Raw genomic sequence first — 19,560 nt, forward strand, 5'->3', positions numbered from 1 at the left:
TCGAGGCGTAATCCTCCCGCGCTCGGGCCGCCGTTCCGGAGGGGTCCCTGTTACTTGAGGGGCGGCCCCGGTTCGGGCCGGGGAACGGGGTCCGGACCCGGCGGTTCGGGGATCGGGGAAGGCGGCGGCTCCGGGGTGGGCCGGGGCTCCGGTCCGGGCACGGGCTCGGGTCCGGGCTGCGGACGGTCGGGGCCGGGCCCGGGGGGCGTAGGCCCGGGACCCGGGGGCGTCGGACCGGGCGCCGGCGGTGTGGGTGACGGCGGCGTGGGTGACGGCGGCGTGGGTGCCGGGGGCGTGGGGGACGGTCCCGGTGGCACGGGCTCGGGACCCGGACCCGGTTCGGGGGTCGGCTCGGGTCCCGGGGTCGGTCCCGGTCCGGGGGGCGGTCCCGGCTGTGCGGGATCGGGGAGCGGATGCGTCATCGTGTCCTCCAGCCAGGTGATACGTCGGCCCTGACTTGCCCTTCGGGTACCCGGGCGCCTCGCGCGCACTCACGTCGTAGGCCGGTGCGGTGCCTGCCGCCTCGCGCACCCTCCCCCTCGGTCCGCGTTGCCGGCCGGGCCGCGCGGCTCAGCGTGTCACTGCCGCGGCCGCCGCCGCGAGGCCCGGGCCCGGGCTCGCGAGGACGGGCACGACGGTCCTCGCGAGCCGCCGCGCGGGAGCCATCGACGCCTGGGCCAGAACGATGGCGTCGGCATCCGTGACCGTGTCGGCGGCGAGCGCGACCGCGCGGACGTAGCCGCTCGCATCCCCCGCCTCGAAGAGGTCCCAGGCGCCCTCGACGACCATGGTGCGCGCCCGCACGGGCCGGCCTCCGGCCTCGTCGCGGATCAGGGCGACCGTCGGCCCCAGGGTGCTCGCCAGCGCGGCGAGCACCACGATGCGGGGCCCCGCCGCCACCGCGGCGGCCGCCATCGGCCGGTCCACGCGCAGCACCGGCACGCCGACGCCCGCGCGCTCGGCGACCCCGCCGATGGTCGAGCAGGTGCAGAGCACGGCGCAGGCGCCCGCCGCGACGGCCCGGCCGAGGAGTTCCCGGACGTCACCGGCCACCGCCTGCGGCCCGTCCGCGCGGGCACGGTCCAGCAGCTCCCCGGCCACGAGATGCGTCAACTCCAGGCCCGGGTGGGACGCGTTCCGCAGGGCCTCGAAGACGGGGATGTGGACCGGCGAGGTGTGCAGCAGGGCGAGCGGGCCGGCGTACGGGGACATCGGAGCCGGATCCGGGGTCAGGCCGTGACGACGGCCTGCGGGCTGCGCTCCTGGTCCGAACCCGGCACCGGCGCGGACGGGTCGGCGCCCAGCTCCACGATCCGGTTGTCGCCGTCCACATGCACGACCCGCGGCCGCAGGGCCCGCGCCTCGGCGTCGGTGACCTGGGCGTAGCTGATGATGATCACCAGGTCGCCGGGGTGCACCAGATGGGCCGCGGCCCCGTTGATCCCGATGACACCGGAGCCACGCTCGCCCTCGATGACGTACGTCTCCAGGCGGGCACCGTTGGTGATGTCGACGATGTGGACCAGTTCACCCGGCAGCAGGTCGGCGGCGTCCAGCAGGTCGGCGTCGATGGTCACGGATCCGACGTAGTGCAGGTCGGCCTGGGTGACCGTGGCACGGTGGATCTTGGACTTGAATACTGTACGAAACACGAAGAAACTCCCGATTCGCCTGCTCCCTGCCTGCTTTTGCAGGTCAAGGGCTGTTTCCACAGGCTACAGCCAGTCGCATGTCCGGGCAGCATTCCCCAGGTTCCGCAGGACTCGTGCTGACCGAATGCCGACTTTCCTGACGGCGCGTCTGACGCCATCGGCACCGGCGGCCGGCCCGCCCTGATGTTCCCGGAGCACGCCCTGATGTTCCCGGAGGCCGCTCTGATGTTCCCGGAGCACGCCCTGCGGCGGCGAGTGCGGGGATGCGGTCCGCGGTGTGCACGGCCGAGGCCGCCCGGGCTGTGGTTGCCTGGGCGGCCTCGTGTGGGCGAGAGAGGCTCAGCCGTCGGCCCCGGCAGGGGTCGTGGTGGTGGTGAGGCCCTCCTTCTTGTTGGCGTTGATGGCGAACTCGTTGGTGAAGGTCTTGCTGAGGTCCACCGTCGAGGTCACGGTCCCGACCATCTTCTCGGTGGCCAGGCTGGTCTTCGGGCCGCCGGCCGGCATGATTCCGTCGGGCAGGAACTGGCCCTTGTCCTCGTTCAGGGCCGTGATGTAGTCGGCCTTGGTGACCAGCTGGTTCTGCACGAATGACGCCGGCATCTTGTTCGCGATGTCGGCGGCGCTGTGGTCGTGGATCCAGTGCATGGTGGCCACGAGCGCGTCGACGACCTTCTGCACCGCGTCCTTGTGCGAGTTCACCCAGTCGGTGCGGGCGAGGACGCTCGCGGCCGGGAACGCACCACCCAGCGCCGCCTTGGCGCCGTCGGTGGTGGCCAGATCGATCGCGGAGGTGCCGACGCCCTTCTTCTGGATGGCGGCGACCGTCGGTTGGGTCGTCATGACGCAGTCGGCCTTGCCGTTCTGCAGCGCGGCGACGGCGGTGGAGCCGGCACCGACCGCGAGCCGGTGGAACTGGTTGATCTTGACGCCCTTCTTCGCCGCCATGAACTGGGTGAGAGTGTCGGTGCCCGAGCCCAGGTCGGTCACCCCGAGGGTCTTGCCCTTGAAGTCCGCGGCCGACTTCACGCCGCTCTGCTTGGTGCACATCTCCCGCTCGCCCGGCGCGCCGGACAGCTGGACGACGTCCTCGACCGCCTTGCCCTTGGCCTGGAATTCGATCGTGTGGTTGTACCAGGCGCCGGCCATGTCGACCTGTCCCGATGCCATGGCCTCCTCGGCGCCGACACCGCCGTTCTGCTCGGTGCTCAGCTCGACCTTGACGCCGTACTTCTTGTAGAAGCCGAGGTCCTGGGCGAGCTGATAGGGCAGATAGATCTGCTTGTCGATGCCGCCGACCATGAGGCGGACGGTCGGGGTGCCGCCGGAGCCGGACGATCCGGAGCTGCCGGAGTTGCTGGAACACGCGGTGGCAGCGCCGAGGGCGAGGACCATGACGATGGACGCGGTGAGAGTTCTCTTGAGCATGGCGAGGCATACACCTTTCGGGACTGCGGGATCCGCTGTACGGGGGTGCGGGGGAAGGAGAGACGGGGATACGGGCCGGAGGGACGGCGGCGTCAGAGGACGTTCGCCTCGGAGGGGGACGGCGGGCGCCAGGCGAGCAGCCGGCGTTCGAGCTTGCCGATCAGCCACTCCGCGCCGAGCACGATCACCGCGATGACCAGCATCGTGGCGAACACGCCGTTGGGGTCGAAGTTGTTCTGCGCGGTCTTGATGACCAGGCCCAGGCCGCTCTGGGCGCCGAGCACCTCGCCGACGAGCGCGCCGACGATGGCGAAGCCGAAGGCACTGTGCAGGCTGGCGATGATCCAGGTCAGCGCGGAGGGCACGATGACGTGCCGGGTGATCTGCGTCCGGGATGCGCCCAGCACCCTGACGTTGGCGAGGACGTTGCGGTCGACCTCACGCACGCCCTGGAAGGCGTTGAAGAAGACGATGAAGAACACCAGCACCGCCGCGAGCAGGATCTTCGGGGTCACGCCGATGCCGAAGGCGACGATGAAGATCGAGCCGAGGACGATGCGCGGGATGGCGTTGACCATCTTGATGTAGGGGCCGAGCACGTCGGACAGGTAGCGGCTCTGCCCGAGCACGACGCCGAAGACGACCCCGGTGAGGGAGCCCGCGGCGAAGCCGACGAGCGCTTCCTCGATGGTGGTCCAGATGTTCTGGTAGAAGGAGCCGAACTGGGTGCCGTGTTGGAAGAGGTCGATCAGCCGCTTCCAGATGCCCGACGGTTGTCCGAAGAAGAACGGGTCGACGATGCCCCAGGTGGTGAACGCTTCCCAACCGCCGATCACAAGGACCGCAAGTCCGATACGGCCGGCCCACACCAGGGCCCCACGCCGCCGGGCGGCACGCTGGGCGATGGTCGCGGCCGGGCCTTTCCCGCCGTCGGTGACAGAGGCGGCAGTTACGGTGGACGTCGTACTCATTGCTTGCCTCCGGCGGTGAGTGCGTAGGCGCGCTCCACCTCTTCGCGCAGCGTGTCCCAGATCTGGTGCTGGAGTTCTATGAAGCGGGGCTGGAAGCGGATCTCCTGGACGGAGCCGCGCGGGCGGGGCAGGTCGATGTCGAAGACCGCCTTGACCGAGCCGGGGCTGGAGGTCATCACGACGACCCTGTCGGCGAGTGCGACGGCCTCGTCCAGGTCGTGGGTGATGAAGATGACGGACGGCCGGATCTGCTCCCACAGGCTCAGCAACTCGGTCGACATGATCGCCTTGGTCTGCACGTCCAGGGCACCGAACGGCTCGTCCATGATCAGGATCTTTGGCTCGTTGATCAGCGCCGCGGCCATCGCCACGCGCTTGCGCATACCGCCGGACAGCTGGTGGGGGTAGCGGTCCTCGAACCCGGCGAGGCCGACCCGGCGCAGCCAGTCGCGTGCCGAAGCCTGCGCCTGCTGCTTGGGCACCCCGCGGAAGACGGGGCCCATCAGCACGTTGCCGAGGACGGTCTTCCAGGGCAGCAGCGCGTCGGTCTGGAACATGAAGCTGACGCCGTCGGTGATGCCGTCCACCTCGCGTCCGCCCACCCTGACCGAGCCCTCGCTGGGCCGGTCGAGACCGGACACCATGCTGAGTGTCGTGGACTTGCCGCAGCCGGTCGGACCCACCACGGCGCAGAACTGGCCCGGCTCCACGGTGAACGAAACGCCTTGCAGCGCCGTGAACACCTCACCGGCAGGGGTCAGGAATCGCTTGGTGAGCCCGGATATCTCGATGCGTGCGTTCGCATGGTCCGCCGCATCGGTGCCTGGGCTCGTCGCGACATCGTTTCGCGAAGCCATGTGGGGGCCGCTTCCTTCCTTCGTTCGGAGTTCCTCGGGGGTTCCCTGGGGGTTCCCTGGAGAGACTCATCGAGGTCCCTCGCAGGCCGAGGAAGGCAGACGCTAGAGGCCGCCGCGTATGACGTCGCTGTTTCCGAGCTATCTCGCGATAGTTGCGTAAACCGGGCTTCTGCTCGTTCTGCTCATCGGACGAGGGGTGGGCAGCACCCTGGCCATCAGGCACAATCGCGCCACCCGGGCACGTGAATCGGCCGGCCCGGGACGACGCACGACAGGAACGAAGAGGCACCCGTGATACCCATCCGTATCCGAACAGGCCGCGGCGGGAAGCGGAGACTGTCCACGCGGATCCTCGCCAACCAGCTCGTCATCCTCGGGCTGACCGGCGTGATCGGGTTCGTCCTGTTCGCCTTCGCGCAACGGGCCGAACTCGACCGCTCCTACGAGAAGCGGGCCCTGGCGATCGCACAGACCACGGCTGCGGACCCTCAGATCCGGCAGGCCATGGAACGCGGGGGCGGCGGCGACGTGGTACAGACGGTCGCCGAACGGATCCGCCGGGCCTCCGGGGCGTCGTACGTCGTCGTGATCGACCTGCACGGCATACGGCACTCGCACCCCATCCCCGTTCTGATCGGCGAGCCGGTGGACGAGCCGATCGTGGTACGGGACGGCCGCCCACACGTCGGCGCCGACCAGGGTGCGACCGGGCGGTCCGCCAACGGCAAGGCGCCACTGCACGGGCCCTCCGGCGCACTGGTCGGTGAGGTGTCGGTGGGCATACCGGAACACGACGTGCTCGGCGAGCTGTGGCGCGAGCTGCCGACCTTCGGGCTGTACGCCGCGATCGCCACCGCGATCGGCGCGGCCGCGGCCTATCTGCTGGCCCGGCGTCTGAAGCGCACCACGTTCGGTCTGGAGTTGGAGGAGATCGCCGGTCTGCTGCAGGACCGCGAGGCGATGCTCCACGGCATTCGGGAGGGCGTGGTCGCCTTCGACCCCGACGGGAGGATCACCGTCGTGAACGACGAGGCCCGGCGGCTGCTCGGCCTCGGCACCGCGCTCGGCAGCCGCCTGGAGGAGGTGCTGCCCGACGGCCGGCTGCGCCGCGTGCTGGATGGCACGCTGCACGGCACCGACGTCAGCGTCCTGACCGACGACCACTGTCTCGCCGTCAACCGCATGCCGGTCACCCTGCACGGCCACGAACTGGGGGCCGTCGTCACCGTGCGCGACCGCACAGAGCTGGTCGGCCTGCTGCGCGAACTGGACTCCGTGCGCGGGCTGACCGACGCCCTGCGGGCCCAGCAGCACGAGTTCACCAACCGGATGCACACACTGGCCGGGCTGCTGGACATCGGCGAACAACAATCCGCGTACGAGTACGCCATCGAGACGGCTCGCTCCGGGCAGGCACTGACCGAGGCCGTGCGCCGGCACATCGGCAACCCGCTGATGGTCGGGCTCATCGTGGCGAAGACAACGGTGGCCGCCGAACGCGGGGTGCGGATCGTCCTGACCGACGACTCCGCACTCGGAGCGGATCCGCCACACCTGCGGCGTCTGCTGACCATCGTCGGCAACCTGCTCGACAACGCCATCGACGCGACGGCCGACGCACCACCCGCCGACGGCGGACGCCGCATCGGGCTGACGCTGGCCGAGGGCGACGAGCTGATCGTCGTACGTGTGGCGGACAACGGTCCGGGCATCGCCGCGGAGACCTCCCAGACGATCTTCGAGGACGGCTGGTCCACCCGCCCTGAGCGAGGCACTGCGCGCCGCGGCCTGGGGCTTGCCCTGGTGCACCGGCTGGTGCAGCGACACGGCGGCACCATCACGGTCAGCGAGGGCCCGGGCGCCGTTTTCACGGTCGAACTGCCGCTGCCGGACACGGCACCGGTGCCGCAGGGGGCCCTCTTCACGACGGCGCTCCCGATGGGAGGTGAGGGCTGGTGATCCGGATCCTGGTGGTGGACGACGACTTCCGGGTCGGCCAGATCCACAGCGAGTACGTGCACCGGGTCGAGGGCTTCCAGGTGGTCGGGGAGGCGGCGACCGTAGCCGAGGCACTGGCGGCGGTCCGCTCCCTGCAGCCGGACCTGATGCTGCTCGACGTCTTCCTGCCCGACGGCAGCGGACTCGACATCCTGCGGCAGCTCAGCCAGGACCAGGGCGACGCCCGCCCCGACGCCCTCATGATCACCGCGGACCACGACATTACGTCCGTCCGTGCCGCGATGAAACTCGGTGCCATCGGCTATCTGGTGAAGCCGTTCGGCTCAGCCGACCTCGCCGAACGGCTCATCGCCTACCGCCAGCTCCGCGACCGCGTGGCCGCGTTCAGCCGGACGACCACCGCCGATCAGGCAGACGTGGACGCCCTGTTCAGTGCCGCCCGCCCACCCGCCGTCCCCCGGGTCCCGGCCAAGGGCCACTCCGCGCCCACGCTCACCGCCATCCACCAGGCCCTGCGCGCCGCCCGCACCGCCCTGTCGGCCGCCGAGGCCGCCGAGGCGACCGGCGTCTCCCGAGCCACGGCCCAGAGGTATCTGTCCTACCTCGTCAAGGAGGGCACGGTCCGCCTGGAACTCCGCTACGGCACCAACGGCCGCCCCGAGCACCGGTACCGCATCGCGCGCTGAACCACTGCGGAGCACTCCACGGCGATCCTGCCCGCGGCCGGTCTTCCCCGGTCCGTCCATTCGGCTGCCGCGGTCATTCGCCGGGCTGCCGACGGTGTGGGCGACGCTCTCGCCCCCGAGCCGCGGTACGCCCAGTTGCCGTGACTCCTGGTGCTACGCGCTGGCCGTACCGCCTCGGTTATGCCCGTCGGCGCCGGCAACAAGGCCAAAGGACGCGAGCGGGTCGGCTCCATGGGTCCCTTTGATCTCTCCTGCTGCGTCCAGATGACGTTCCGGCACTTGATGCCGCATCACCTGCGTTACACATACCGCGAGATCCACGCGAACCGGAACCGGTTGCCGAACATCGGTCCTCGGGGCGGGACGCGCGGGTGATCGACGCCGCACCCGCCGGCGGCCCACCGTGGCCGACCACTCGAAGCCGGAGGGGGCGCACCACGGGCCGCCGCTCCAGGCCGGCGAGGCAACTGGTGTCCGCTCCGGCCGCCCCCTTCCCAGCCGATCGGCGAGATGAAGCTCAGGGTCCGTCCGCCCCCAGGAAGAGGTCGAAAGATCGAGAGCTAAGGTTGACATCGTGGAGATGTTGCACTTGCGCTATTTCGTTGCAGTTGCCGAGGAATTGAACTTCTCGGCGGCGGCCCGACGCCTGCATATGGCCACCTCGCCACTGAGCCAGCGGATCAAAGACCTCGAGCGGGAGCTCGACCAACGACTCTTCGAGCGGGACACGCACCATGTCGCGCTCACCCCGGCCGGCGAGGCACTGCTGCCGATCGCGCAGGACGTGCTCGAGCAGGTCAGTTCCATCCCCTGGCGCGTGCGGGAAGCAACGCGACCCGGGCGCAGCACCGTGTTCTTGGGTATGCCCACGGGAGTGCATCCCAGGCTACGGGCGAAGATCAACACGCTTGCCGGGCGCGTCAACGCGAGGTTCGAACTGCAGCGCTGGCCCTGCCACGCCCAGGCCGTAGTCGCTGATGTGCGGGGGGGCAAGCTCGCCCTTGGGCTTGCCCGGCTGCCGGTCGGCGATCCGGCACTCGACCAGCAACTTGTCATGTCCGAGAAGTTGGGCGCGATGGTGCCGTCCGATCGGTTCGCCGGATGGGACTCCATCTCACTGGCCGATTTGAGCGAGCTTTCCTATGTCGTCACACCTCGCGAGTTCAGGCCTCCGTACTTCGACCAGATCGACAGCGACCTAGCGGCGAACGGGATCAAGAAACGCATCAATCTGACCGACGCCGGATACAGCGGAGTCGCCGAAATGATATCCACGGGAATCGCCTTCTATTTCGCCATGATCGACCCCGACAGCCCCGTGCATGGTTACGCAGTGGAGAACGTGACAGTGCTGCCGGTCACAGATTTTTCTCCACACCTGGAAACCGCTCTGATCTGGCGTAGGGACCGCGCGTCCAGAAGCGACCTCGGCGAACTCGTCGAATCCGCTCGTGAGGTGTTCTCCGAGCCGCTCAGAACCTGACGAATCAAGCGGAGGGCATGTCTGGCGGAGAACCGGGATCGCGAAGGGCCTCCCCGGAGCCCTGCGCCGCGCGCCGCTGTGGCCCCGCTGGTGACCACGGGGCAGAAGGCCCCGGCACTGCCGGTTCGGGCCGATCTCGCCCGCCCGGCAGAGGGGAAGGGCCCGGAGGGCCCGGCGATCCGGGATGCGCCACGCCCACGTGTGCCGGGGGACGGATCTGCGTACCGACGCGACAAAAAGACACCGTCATGGTGCATCGGACGGCATTTCCCTGAAGCCGTCACCCTGGCACACCTTGAATTTTAGGCCAGCAGGGGGCGTGTGGAAATTGGAATTCACCACCGCAAGGCGATACGCACCTCATTCTTCGGTGTGCCTTTGTCCCGTCGCATCAGAAATCGGTGTGACCGCTCCGGTCACACCGATGTTAGCAATACGATAATTCCCTTGGCGGTGATTCGCCAATAGCGTCCTCAGAGTCAGCACGCACCGCTCGAAAGGACACAGCCATGGCGCACACCGACACCTCCGGCCCCCTGGCCGGGCTACGAGTGATCGACCTCTCGACGGTGGTGATGGGTCCGTACGCGGCCCAGCTCCTCGGCGACCTGGGCGCCGACGTCATCAAGATCGAGTCCCCTGGTGACACGGTGCGGCTGGGCGAGTACCGCACCACCCCGGGTATGACGCCCCTCCACCTCAACGTCAATCGCAACAAGCGCAGCGTGGCCCTCAACCTGAAGGACGACGCCGAGCGGGCCAAGGCTCTGGAACTGATCGACACCGCCGATGTGCTGATCACCAACATGCGTCCCGGTGCTCTCGGCCGACTGGGCCTCGACTACGAGGACGTCGCAGAACGCAATCCAGGCCTCATCTACGCGCACGCCGCCGGCTTCCGCGGCGACTCCGACCGGGCCGGCATGGCCGCCTACGACGAGAGCGTGCAGGCCGCATCCGGCCTCGTCGACATCGCCAACCGTGCCCTGGGCGCGCCGGTGTACCTGCCGACGATCATCGGTGACAAGGTCTGCGCGCTGACCATCGCCTACAGCGTGCTCGCGGCCCTGGTGCACCGGGACCGGACCGGGCAGGGGCAGCGGATCGAGATCCCGATGACCGACACCATGATCGCGTTCAACATGGTCGAGCATCTGGCCGGGCACGCCTTCGAGCCGTCCACGGGCCCCACCGGGTTCGTCCTGTCCATGTCGCACGGCCACAAGGCTCGTCGCACCAAGGACGGCTTCGCCGCCGTACTGCCGTACAGCGCCCGGAACTACCGCGATTTCTTCGCCGCCGCCGGGCGTCCCGACCTGGCCGAGGACCCGCGTGTCAGCGGCCCTGTCCTCAACCCCGATGATGTCGGCCCCCTCTCCGACCTGGTCGACGAATGCGCCCCGGAGCTGACGACCGCTCAGTGGGCGGAGGTCTGCGCCAAGCACAGCATCCCGATGGGACCGGTGCTGGAGCTCGACCACGCCCATGAGGACCCCTACGTCCGCGACGGCCACCTGCTCGACACGGTCGAGCACCCGACCGAGGGCCCTGTCCGCACGGTCGGGATCCCCGTGAAGTTCTCGGCCACTCCGGGCTCGATCAGGCGCCTGGCTCCGGTCCCCGGCCAGGACACCGCCGAGGTGCTCGCCGAACTGGCCCGTCGCTGAACCGCACAACCCGTACAACCGCTGAACCGCCGAAAGCAGACAGTCATGAGGACGACCGACGTACGCACCCAACGGGTCGGCTCCAGTCTGTTGATCACGATCGACCGCCCGAAGGCGCGCAGACAGACATGTCCGCGGAGGCGTCCACTAGGCCGTGGGGCTGCCGAATCCGGCCCCATCACCAGCCATTTCATGCGGGAGAGGCACGGCAACGACGCACCACCGTGCTGAAACCAGGCCCTCTCCCTGGAGGTCACGATGCGCAAGCAGGACGTCGCCCGGCTCTTCACCACTCCGCTGGACTCCCCGGCCTACGCGCCCACCCGGTACCGCTTCGACAATCGCGAGTACCTCAACATCTACTACCGCACCGATCCCGAAGCGCTGCGCCGCATCGTCCCCGAGCCGCTGACGACCACCGACCCGGTGGTCCGCTTCGAACTCATGCGGATGCCCGACACCACCGGGCTGGGTGACTACACCGAAGCCGGCCAGCTTATCGCTGTGGAACACGAGGGCGGGAAGGGCGAGTTCAACCTCGCGATGTACGTGGACAGTGTCCCGGCCATCTCCAGCGGCCGCGAATACAGCGCGTACCCGAAGAAGGCCGGTTCTCCCGCCCTCTACGTGGACTCCGACACTCTTGTCGGCACGCTCGACTACGGCACGTTGCGCGTGGCCACCGCGACCATGGGCTACAAGCACCACCCCATGGACCTGGACGAAGCTCGCGCGGAGGTCTGCTCCCCCACCTTCATGGTCAAGACCGTCCCGAACTACGACGGCACCCCCCGCATCTGTGAGCTGGTTCGCACGCGGATCACCGACGTCACCGTCAAGAGCGCCTACACCGCCCCGGCCCGCCTGCAGTTGTTCGCCCATGTGATGGCACCGCTTGCAGACCTGCCGGTCCTGGAGGTTCTGGGCGCCAGCCACATCGTCACCGACCTGAGCCTCGACCCGGTCGAGCCGGTCTACGACTACCTCGCCGTCTGAGTCGGCGAAGCACCTCGGGCCTTCCCCACTCGCCCCGGTGGAAGGCACCTGCGCACCCTCACCGAGAAGGATCCACAATCATGACTCCCCTTTCCGAGCCTGTGTCAGCTCGGTACAAGCGTGCCGCGATCATCGGCGGCGGCGTCATCGGCGTCTCCTGGGCCGGTCTCTTCCTCGCCCGCGGCATCGATGTCGTCATCAACGACCCGCGCGACGACATCGAGGACCTCGTCCGGGCGGGTCTAAAGGAGATCACCCCGACCCTGGCCGAACTCGGGCTGGACACCGAGGACCTCGCCGCCGGGCTCTCCTTCGAGGCCGACCTGGCCACCGCCGTCGGGCGCGTGGACGTCGTGCAGGAGAACGGCCCCGAGCGCCTGGATCTCAAGCAGCGGATCTGGCAGACCGTCGAGCAGAACGCGCCCGCCCACGCGCTGCTGGCCACCTCGACCTCCGGCATCCCCGCGACCGCCATCGCGCAGGCGATGCGGCAGCCCGAGCGTCTCATCGTGGGCCACCCGTTCAACCCCCCGCACCTGGTACCGCTGGTGGAGATCGTGCCCGGCGAGAAGACCTCCGAGGAGACGGTCCGCCAGGCCAAGGCGTTCTACACCGCGCTCGGCAAGAAGCCGCAGGTCCTGCGCAAGGAGGTGCCCGGCTTCGTCGCCAACCGTCTGCAGTCCGCGATCTTCCGCGAGTGCGTGTACCTGGTGGCCCAGGGCGTGGTGGCCGAGCAGGAGCTCGACGACATCGTCACTGCCTCCATCGGTATGCGCTGGGCGGTCGGCGGCCCGTTCCGCACCTTCCACCTCGGCGGCGGCCCGGGCGGGCTGCCGCACTTCATCGAGCACCTCGGCCGCGCCATGGAGGCCACCATGTGGCCGGCCCTGGGCAACCCCACCTTCGACGAGGCCACCGTGGCCACGCTCATCGAGCAGGCCAACGAAGCCTTCGGGGGCACCACCGTCGAGGAACTGGCCGCCGAGCGCGACCGCGCGCAGATCGCCCTCATGCGCGCTCTGGGCCAGACCCCGGACGCCGGCACCGCCGACCGCGCCTGACCGCCCTCCCCCGCCACCACCGAGACCAGCGTGAGAAACAAAGCAATCATGTCCCTGCCTGACAAGTCCTTCACCGAAAAGATCAACAAGGCGATCGCCGACCCGGCCACCGACGACACGTTCGACATCCACGCCGAGACCGACGAGGTCCTCGCGGGCATCGGCCTGACGCCGGGCGGCACCGGCGGCCACATCACCTACGAGGGCGCCGACCCGGTCGTCCCGAGCGCCCTGCGCCTCGGCGCGGCCTCCGGTGTCTCCCTGGTCGCCAAGTCCGCCGCCATCGCCGCCCTGTGGAAGGACCGCACCGTGTGAAGTTCACAATCACGAGTGCTGCGCCGTCGCCGCAGGCTCAGCGCCGCAGGAGCCTCCCGGGGGCGAAGCCGGCCTTTCCGTGGCGTCCGTAGAGGTGGTTCAGCGCCCGGGCCGCGGCATTGGCACCGCACATGCCGTGTGCGCCGGGGCCCGGCGGAGTTGCCGCCGAGCAGATGAAGTGGCCGGGTAGGCCGGTGTCGTAGGGGCCGAGCGTGGAGCGAGGGCCGAGCAGCAGCTGCCGGACGTCCTTGGCGCCGGTGAGGATGTTGCCGCCCACGAAGTTGGGATTACCCGCGGCGAAGGCGGAGGGCGGCTCGGTCGCGGTGCCGACGACCCGCTCCCGGAACCCGGGGGCGAACCGTTCGATCTGGGCGACGACGGATTCTGTGATGTCGCCGTCGTAGCCGTGGGGTACGTGGGCGTAGGTCCAGAGGGGGTGGACGTTGCCGACCGACCGTGTGGGGTCCGCCAGATACTGTTGGCCCACCAGGACGAACGGCCGCTGCGGCAGGCGTCCGACGTGTACCGCGCGTTCGGCGGCGGCCACCTCGGCGGGCGATCCGCCGAGGTGCACCGTGCCGGCCCTGCGTGCGGCCTCGGCCAGCCAGGGCACGCCGCCCTCGACCGCGAAGTCGACCTTGTGGGCTGCGGGGCCGTAGCGGAAACGGCGGTAGGCGCGCAGAACGCGCGGCGGCAGTCGATCGCCCAGGATGCCTGCCAGTACGGTCGGGGCGACGTCCCACAGGACCACGTCCGACGGCGGCACCTGCGACGCCGACCGCACCCAGACCCCGGTTTCGATCTTGCCTCCGAGATCACGGATCAGCGCCGCCATCGCACCGGTGATCGCCTGCGACCCCCCCTCGGCCACCGCCCATCCATGCCGGTGGCCGGCGGTGAGGATGCCGAGGCCGATCGCCGAGGACAGCGGCAGGTCGAGGGGGCGGAAGGCGTGCGCCGCGACTCCCAGCCACAGGGCACGGGCCTGCCGGGTACGGAACATCCGGGCCACGGCGAGCGCGGGCAGCAAGGTCGGAGCGCCGAAGCGGGCGAGCCTGAGCGGATGACGGGGCAGCCGCAGCAGGGGACCGAGAATGTCCTCACTGAGAGCCTCGTAGCGTTCCGCCGGCGCCTCGAACAGGGCACGCCAACGCCACCCGTCGGGGCCGAGGTGGGCAGCTGTCTCGGCGGCTGAGCGGTACAGGACGCCTGCCGTGCCGTCGTCGAGGGGGTGGACGCAGTCGATCTCCGGCAGGCGCCAGCGCAGCCCGTACCGGTCGAGCCGGAGGTCCCGCAGGAGGGGCGAGCCCACGGCCATGGGATGGACCGCCGAACAGTGGTCGTGCAGGAGGCCCGGCAGGATCGCCTCGACGGTGCGGGTGCCGCCTCCGATCTCACTGGCGCCTTCCAGCACCGTGACGTCGACGCCCGCGCGGGCGAGCACGGCGGCGGCGGCCAGTCCGTTGGGACCGCTGCCGACGACGGTCGCGGTGCTCATGACCTCTCCCCTCTGCCGAGGCAGCCGCTCACGCCGGAGCCCCCAAGGCCGCGCCGTCGTGACCGTCGTGGCCCGCGACGGGGCTCGGCTCCTGCTGTCCCCGTCGGAAGGTGACGGTCAGCGGGATCGGCCCGTTCGGCAGCCACGGCTGCTCGTTCACCGCGTCGGCCACCTTCCAGTGGCCCCGTTCGATGACACCGAGCGCGGCATCGATGACCTTGTAGTGCTGCACCTTGGAGTGGATGGCCTGGGACTCGACCCACACGATGATCCACTCACCCGGCGCGAAGCCCACGCGCCTTTGCACGGCTCGGATCAGGTCCTCGTCGTGCAGGTGACCGTCTCCGAAGTTGAACCCGATCAGCGAGTTGCATCCGAACTCGGCCTCGCGGACGGTACGGGAGTCCAGGTCGGGGAGGTTCTTGGCCAGCACGCTGAACAGGCCGCGGCCCTGGCTGTGCATCGACCGCCACGCGAGCGTCTGCTGCATGGTGATCTCGGCGACCTCCGGCTCGTATCCCAACATCAGCAGCTGGTCGATCTGGTTCGTGGTGGGCCGGGGCGCCAGGGTGTTGAGTTTGGCCTCCGCGCCGGGGGCGAAGGTCCACAGCGCCGAGGCCCAGTTGCCGGCGTACTGCCGCATGGACGGCAGGAAGGAGACAAGGTCCGGCCGCAGGTTGCCCAGGACGGGGAAGGTCAGCAGCGCGCCGGTGATCGGGAGCGCGAGCCAGGCCGGGGACATGTCGGTGACACCGTAGCCGCCCTCGTTCGGGAAGCCGAGGAACAGGAACACCGAGAGGTAGCCGAACAGGATGTTCCACTCCAGCGGCACCGCCAGCGGGAACGTGGAGGTGATGAACAGGTGGAATGCCACCATCAGCAGCACGGCGGCGAGGGTGAGCCAGTGGTTGGTGGAGAACAGCAGGACCAGCGGGGTGATGATCTCCACGGTGGTGCCACCGACGTGTGCCATGAACGTCGCGAACCTCGACGGGCGCAGGTCGCGGGGGAAGTCGCGGTAGTGCGCCCGCCTGATCCACTTGCCCGGGACACAGGGGCTGTTGGAGACCATGGGCGGGACGACGTTGGTGAAGTGCCTGCCGAGCTTCGACACCCCGGCACCGACCCAGACGCACACGATGAGCAGCTTCGCCGCGACGATCATGTCCACGAACGGCAAGGAGGCGAAGAAGACCAGCGCGGGCAGGTACTGCTCCCCCCGGGCCGCGAGGAAGAACGTCTTGTCCCGCAGGCCGCCCAGCACATACAGGACGATCGGTGCGTACAGCAGCACGGGATCGACCAGACCGGAGGTGTTGCCCGGCAGTGCTGCCGACAGTGCGTCACTGTGCACGCCCGGCAGCACGATGGCCACCGACAGGGTCGCCAGGAAAGCGAGATAGAGCGTCACGTCGACGACGGTGCGGGTGTCGCCATCGGTGAACGGCACTCGCTTCCACGGGCGCAGCCGGATCGTTCCGGGTCGCGCCCAGAACTGGATCCCGCCGGTCATCGGCTTGAACTTGCCCGCGATCGGCCCCCAGGAGCCGGCCAGACCGATGGCCTCCAGCAAGACGGTCCACAATACGAGTTTCTGGTAGACGACCGGTTCGTTCCACCAGGCGGCGACATCCCAGAAGGGGCCGGTCCCGGACGTCGCGGTGGCCAGTGCCGTCCCGCCGACGACGTACAGGACCAGCAGCTTGACCACGTACACGGTGTGGATCATCTTGGGGCTGCCGAAGCCGTACTGCACCCAGTGCAGTGCGAGCGCCCTGATCCGTTCGAACAGCGGCTGGTCGAGGAAGGTCTCGGGATCGACCGGGGGAAAGTCCCCTGTTTTGAAGCCCACGATGGCTGTCCCTTCGGGTGTGTTTTTGGGGCAGGGGGGAGCCTCACGCGGCGGTGTCGCCCGCGGCGCGGGAGGTGTGCCGGGTGCGTCCGGCTGGGAGAACGTCAGCCGATGGGCGTCAGTGAGCGTCGCAGTTCCGGCTTGTCGATCTTTCCGACCGGGTTCTTGGGCAGGGCGTCGCCCATGGTGATCCGGACGGGGATCTTGATCTTCGCGAGCCGTTCACGGCAGTGGGCGAGCAGTTCTTCGACGGTGGCGTGCGCGCCGGGGTACAGGGCGACGAAGGCGACCGGTACCTCACCGAGGACCGCGTCGGGCGCGCCCACGACGGCCGCTTCTAGAACTGCCGGGTGGGCGTGCAGCACGTTCTCGATCTCCTTCGGGTAGAGGTTCTCCCCACCCCGGATGATCATGTCCTTGATGCGGTCGACGAGGACCAGGTAGCCGTCTTCGTCGAACCGGCCCACGTCACCGGTGTGCAGCCAACCGTCGACGATCGTCGCTGCCGTCTCCTCCGGCCGGTTGAGGTAGCCGCGCATCACGTTGGGGCCCTGGACGACGACCTCGCCGGGGCCGGCGGTGAGGACGCGCCCCTGCGGATCCATGAGCGCCACGCGCTGGCCGGGCAGCGGAAGCCCGACCGTGCCGGGCTTGCGCCGGTCGGCGACCGGGTTGATCGTCGTCGCACACGTGCCTTCCGACAGACCGTAGCCTTCTACTACGGGCACCCCGTAGCGCTCCTCGAACCGCGCGATGAGCTGTGCGGGCATCGGCGCCGCCCCGCACACGGCGAGACGCAACGACGACACGTCCGGTCGTACTTCCGCCGGGAGTCCGGCAAGCATCGCGTAGATGGCGGGGACCGCAGAGAAGTAGGTGGGGCGCACCCGCTCCACCGTCCCGAAGAAGCTGTTCGCCCGGAACCGGCCCCCGATGCTCACCCGTCCACCCGCGCGCAACGCGGACAGGACACTCACGACGATCCCGTTCACATGGAACAGGGGCAGGACCAGCAGGCTGTGGTCACGGGGGCCGAGGTCGAGACCGGCGACGACCATCTCCGTCATCGCCCGGACATTGGCGTGGTCGAGCATCACGCCCTTGGGACGGCCGGTGGTGCCGCTGGTGTAGACGAGCAGGGCGAGCGCCGTGTCGTCCACGGCCACGGCGGGCGCGTCCCCCGGTTCGTCGGCGAGGCCTGTGACAGCGAGTGTGACCAGGGGCGCTCCGGCCTCGCCGACGACCACGTCGGCTCCGGCGTCCTCGATCTGGTAGCGGGCCTCGTTCTCGGTCAGGGCGGGATTGACGGGAGTGACGGCCGCGCCGAGTCGCCAGGCCGCGAAGAGCGTGACGACGAGTTCGGCGCGGTTGGGCAGCACGACCGCGACGACGTCGCCGGGCGATACGCCATGGGCGCGCAGGACGGCCGCCGCGGCGCGCACCCGTGCGGCGAACGCGAGGTTGTCCAGTGCAGCCGTCTCGTCGGCCAGGCAAGGCCCGTGCGGATCATGGCAGGCCCGTTCCTCGGGGAGGAGAGCGAGGGTCATGGGCATCGTCCTTTCGTGTTCGGCGGGGCCCGCGACACCGCCGTGAGAAAGGACCGTAGGAAGCGACTGTGACCTGGGCCATAGGACACGGAACCCAAGCTTCGTGCAGTCATTGTGCTGGCGTCACAAAGGCGTTACGGACAGGTGACCTCCTGCCCCTGACCAGGCCGGGCCCCGCCTTGCTACGGTGCCCGCCATGCTCCCTGCCGTCGATGCCGTCGTAGCCGAGGTGGCGCGTGCCATCGACGCGGATCTGCCCGCCCTCACCGACGAGATGACCACGTGGTTCGCCGAGGTGATCCCCGAGTTCCGGCACGACGAGGCAGTCCGCAGGCTCATGGTGGCGAGCACGTCGTCCAACCTCGTCGCCCTCGTCGGCGTGCTCATGCACTCCATCCCGGTCGAGCGGATCTCGGTGCCGACGGCCGCCGCGGAGTACGCCCGCCGGTTCGCGCAGCACTCCCTGTCCCTGGAGGCCCTGCTGCGGGCGTACCGGCTCGGGGAGCACCGGTTCATGCAGTGGGCCCTCGCTCGGATGGACAAGATCGGCGGGATGCCGACGCACGTGGCGCTCGCCGCCGTCGCGGAGCTGTCCCTGCGCACCAGCCGCTATATCGACCAGGTCATCGAGGGCCTGGTCGACATCTACGAAACGGAACGGCGGCTCTGGAACAGTCGCATCGGAGCCGCCCGTGCCGCGCAGATCCGGCTCGTGCTGGAGTCGGACAACCTGTGCGAGGAGGAGGCCCGCCATCTGCTCGGCATGCCGGTGACCGGCTGGCACACGGCCGCCGTGGCCTGGCTGCCCGCCGAGGGCCCGAGTGCGCCCGGCGCCCTGGACGCCACGGCCAGGCTGCTCCAGGAGGTCGCCGGCCCCGGAACCCCGCTGACCCTGCTCGCGGACGAGCGCACTATGTGGATCTGGGTGCAGCATCCGTGCCCGCACCGCCTCGATCTCGGGCGGCTGCGCGAGGGCATCACCTCGGGCGTCCGACTCGCGCTGGGCGCACAGGCGCCGGGTCTCGACGGGTTCCGCGGCTCACTGCGCGAGGCGATCCGGGCCCGGGCGGTCGTCGAGACCGCCCGTGACCGCAGCGTGCGGGTCCTGGCCTTCGACGATGTCGCCGTCGCCGCGCTCCTCACCGCGGAGAGCGAGGACCTCGAACGCTGGATCGCACGCGTCCTCGGCGACCTCGCCGCCGACGACTCGGGCACCGGCCAACTGCGCGACACCGTACGTGTGTTCCTGGAGACGAACGGCAGCTACACGCAGACGGCGGCCCGCCTGCACCTGCACAAGAACACGGTCCACTACCGGATCCGCAAGGTCGAGGAAGTCCGTGGCCGCCCCCTGGCCGAGGACCGGCTCGACGTGGAGGTGGCGCTGCTGGCCATGGCACTGCTATGGCGGCGACTGCCCAAGTCCGCGACCACGCCGACCGCCCCGTCCGGTTAGCTTCGGGCTGCCGCATCGGTACCAAGTCGATGCGCCGTCAGGTGCCGGGAGTCGTGACCTCGGGTGCGGCGGCGGTCCGGACGAGCACCGGGTCCGCCGCCGCAAACCTGGTTTTTTTGGCGCTGCTTCGAGGCC

At 69.6% G+C, this 19,560-nt stretch carries 16 protein-coding genes; 8 read left to right on the forward strand and 8 right to left on the reverse strand.

Going from position 1 to position 19,560, the window contains the following annotated elements:
* Positions 1-570 precede the first annotated feature (570 nt).
* From ACIP94_RS29810 to ACIP94_RS29830, 5 genes are all read right to left on the reverse strand, one after another.
* Positions 571-1,212, reverse strand: coding sequence for an aspartate/glutamate racemase family protein (locus ACIP94_RS29810; protein ID WP_402432354.1), 642 nt, complete (start codon positions 1,210-1,212; stop codon positions 571-573).
* 17 nt (positions 1,213-1,229) lie between these two features.
* Positions 1,230-1,652: an aspartate 1-decarboxylase gene (panD, locus tag ACIP94_RS29815; RefSeq protein ID WP_402432357.1), complete on the reverse strand. Its 423-nt coding sequence runs from the start codon at positions 1,650-1,652 to the stop codon at positions 1,230-1,232.
* 339 nt (positions 1,653-1,991) lie between these two features.
* Positions 1,992-3,077 (reverse strand): ABC transporter substrate-binding protein, encoded by a 1,086-nt coding sequence (locus ACIP94_RS29820; protein WP_402432360.1) that lies wholly within the window; start codon positions 3,075-3,077, stop codon positions 1,992-1,994.
* A gap of 92 nt (positions 3,078-3,169) precedes the next feature.
* Positions 3,170-4,048 (reverse strand): ABC transporter permease, encoded by an 879-nt coding sequence (locus tag ACIP94_RS29825; RefSeq protein WP_402432363.1) that lies wholly within the window; start codon positions 4,046-4,048, stop codon positions 3,170-3,172.
* The gene (locus ACIP94_RS29830) at positions 4,045-4,905 is read right to left on the reverse strand and encodes an ABC transporter ATP-binding protein (RefSeq protein ID WP_402432366.1); all 861 of its coding nucleotides are present in this window, start codon (positions 4,903-4,905) and stop codon (positions 4,045-4,047) included. The genes ACIP94_RS29825 and ACIP94_RS29830 overlap by 4 nt, the downstream gene beginning before the upstream one ends.
* 291 nt (positions 4,906-5,196) lie before the next feature.
* Here ACIP94_RS29830 and ACIP94_RS29835 point away from each other — a divergent pair, with 291 nt between their 5' ends.
* From ACIP94_RS29835 to ACIP94_RS29865, 7 genes are all read left to right on the forward strand, one after another.
* Positions 5,197-6,864, forward strand: a complete 1,668-nt coding sequence (locus ACIP94_RS29835; RefSeq protein WP_402432369.1) for an ATP-binding protein — start codon at positions 5,197-5,199, stop codon at positions 6,862-6,864.
* Positions 6,861-7,550 carry a response regulator gene (locus tag ACIP94_RS29840; protein ID WP_402432372.1) on the forward strand — a complete coding sequence of 230 codons (690 nt, stop codon included), beginning with the start codon at positions 6,861-6,863 and terminating at the stop codon, positions 7,548-7,550. The genes ACIP94_RS29835 and ACIP94_RS29840 overlap by 4 nt, the downstream gene beginning before the upstream one ends.
* 580 nt (positions 7,551-8,130) lie before the next feature.
* Positions 8,131-9,033 carry a LysR family transcriptional regulator gene (locus ACIP94_RS29845; protein WP_402432637.1) on the forward strand — a complete coding sequence of 301 codons (903 nt, stop codon included), beginning with the start codon at positions 8,131-8,133 and terminating at the stop codon, positions 9,031-9,033.
* A gap of 509 nt (positions 9,034-9,542) precedes the next feature.
* On the forward strand, positions 9,543-10,700 hold the full coding sequence (locus tag ACIP94_RS29850) for a CaiB/BaiF CoA transferase family protein (RefSeq protein ID WP_402432374.1): 1,158 nt from the start codon (positions 9,543-9,545) through the stop codon (positions 10,698-10,700).
* Between the two features lie 258 nt (positions 10,701-10,958).
* Positions 10,959-11,696, forward strand: coding sequence for an acetoacetate decarboxylase (locus tag ACIP94_RS29855; protein ID WP_402432377.1), 738 nt, complete (start codon positions 10,959-10,961; stop codon positions 11,694-11,696).
* An 80-nt stretch (positions 11,697-11,776) separates the two neighbouring features.
* A complete protein-coding gene (locus ACIP94_RS29860) occupies positions 11,777-12,757 on the forward strand; it encodes a 3-hydroxyacyl-CoA dehydrogenase family protein (RefSeq protein ID WP_402432380.1) in 981 nt (326 codons plus the stop codon).
* A gap of 48 nt (positions 12,758-12,805) precedes the next feature.
* Positions 12,806-13,072 (forward strand): hypothetical protein, encoded by a 267-nt coding sequence (locus ACIP94_RS29865; RefSeq protein WP_402432383.1) that lies wholly within the window; start codon positions 12,806-12,808, stop codon positions 13,070-13,072.
* Between the two features lie 37 nt (positions 13,073-13,109).
* On the opposite strand, the gene ACIP94_RS29870 is transcribed toward ACIP94_RS29865, so the two are convergent.
* The 3 genes from ACIP94_RS29870 to ACIP94_RS29880 all read right to left on the reverse strand — a co-directional run bounded on the left by ACIP94_RS29870 (position 13,110) and on the right by ACIP94_RS29880 (position 17,969).
* The gene (locus ACIP94_RS29870; RefSeq protein WP_402432386.1) at positions 13,110-14,570 is read right to left on the reverse strand and encodes a phytoene desaturase family protein; all 1,461 of its coding nucleotides are present in this window, start codon (positions 14,568-14,570) and stop codon (positions 13,110-13,112) included.
* Positions 14,571-14,598: 28 nt separating this feature from the next.
* Positions 14,599-16,422 (reverse strand): DUF3556 domain-containing protein, encoded by a 1,824-nt coding sequence (locus ACIP94_RS29875; protein WP_402432390.1) that lies wholly within the window; start codon positions 16,420-16,422, stop codon positions 14,599-14,601.
* A gap of 104 nt (positions 16,423-16,526) precedes the next feature.
* On the reverse strand, positions 16,527-17,969 hold the full coding sequence (locus tag ACIP94_RS29880) for a class I adenylate-forming enzyme family protein (protein ID WP_402432393.1): 1,443 nt from the start codon (positions 17,967-17,969) through the stop codon (positions 16,527-16,529).
* A gap of 196 nt (positions 17,970-18,165) precedes the next feature.
* Here ACIP94_RS29880 and ACIP94_RS29885 point away from each other — a divergent pair, with 196 nt between their 5' ends.
* Positions 18,166-19,425 carry a PucR family transcriptional regulator gene (locus ACIP94_RS29885; protein WP_402432396.1) on the forward strand — a complete coding sequence of 420 codons (1,260 nt, stop codon included), beginning with the start codon at positions 18,166-18,168 and terminating at the stop codon, positions 19,423-19,425.
* The last annotated feature ends 135 nt before the right edge of the window (positions 19,426-19,560 follow it).

This window comes from Streptomyces sp. NPDC093261 (assembly GCF_044753645.1).
Classification (GTDB): Bacteria; Actinomycetota; Actinomycetes; order Streptomycetales; family Streptomycetaceae; genus Streptomyces.

What these genes read in the sequence shown, in the direction of transcription:
- ACIP94_RS29860 (WP_402432380.1), top strand. Translation starts at nt 11,777, where the DNA reads ATGACTCCCCTTTCCGAGCCTGTGTCAGCTCGGTACAAGCGTGCCGCG.
- ACIP94_RS29870 (WP_402432386.1), bottom strand. Translation starts at nt 14,570, where the DNA reads ATGAGCACCGCGACCGTCGTCGGCAGCGGTCCCAACGGACTGGCCGCC.
- ACIP94_RS29810 (WP_402432354.1), bottom strand. Translation starts at nt 1,212, where the DNA reads ATGTCCCCGTACGCCGGCCCGCTCGCCCTGCTGCACACCTCGCCGGTC.
- ACIP94_RS29855 (WP_402432377.1), top strand. Translation starts at nt 10,959, where the DNA reads ATGCGCAAGCAGGACGTCGCCCGGCTCTTCACCACTCCGCTGGACTCC.
- ACIP94_RS29885 (WP_402432396.1), top strand. Translation starts at nt 18,166, where the DNA reads ATGCTCCCTGCCGTCGATGCCGTCGTAGCCGAGGTGGCGCGTGCCATC.
- ACIP94_RS29865 (WP_402432383.1), top strand. Translation starts at nt 12,806, where the DNA reads ATGTCCCTGCCTGACAAGTCCTTCACCGAAAAGATCAACAAGGCGATC.
- ACIP94_RS29845 (WP_402432637.1), top strand. Translation starts at nt 8,131, where the DNA reads ATGTTGCACTTGCGCTATTTCGTTGCAGTTGCCGAGGAATTGAACTTC.
- ACIP94_RS29820 (WP_402432360.1), bottom strand. Translation starts at nt 3,077, where the DNA reads ATGCTCAAGAGAACTCTCACCGCGTCCATCGTCATGGTCCTCGCCCTC.
- ACIP94_RS29880 (WP_402432393.1), bottom strand. Translation starts at nt 17,969, where the DNA reads ATGACCCTCGCTCTCCTCCCCGAGGAACGGGCCTGCCATGATCCGCAC.
- ACIP94_RS29830 (WP_402432366.1), bottom strand. Translation starts at nt 4,905, where the DNA reads ATGGCTTCGCGAAACGATGTCGCGACGAGCCCAGGCACCGATGCGGCG.
- ACIP94_RS29850 (WP_402432374.1), top strand. Translation starts at nt 9,543, where the DNA reads ATGGCGCACACCGACACCTCCGGCCCCCTGGCCGGGCTACGAGTGATC.
- ACIP94_RS29825 (WP_402432363.1), bottom strand. Translation starts at nt 4,048, where the DNA reads ATGAGTACGACGTCCACCGTAACTGCCGCCTCTGTCACCGACGGCGGG.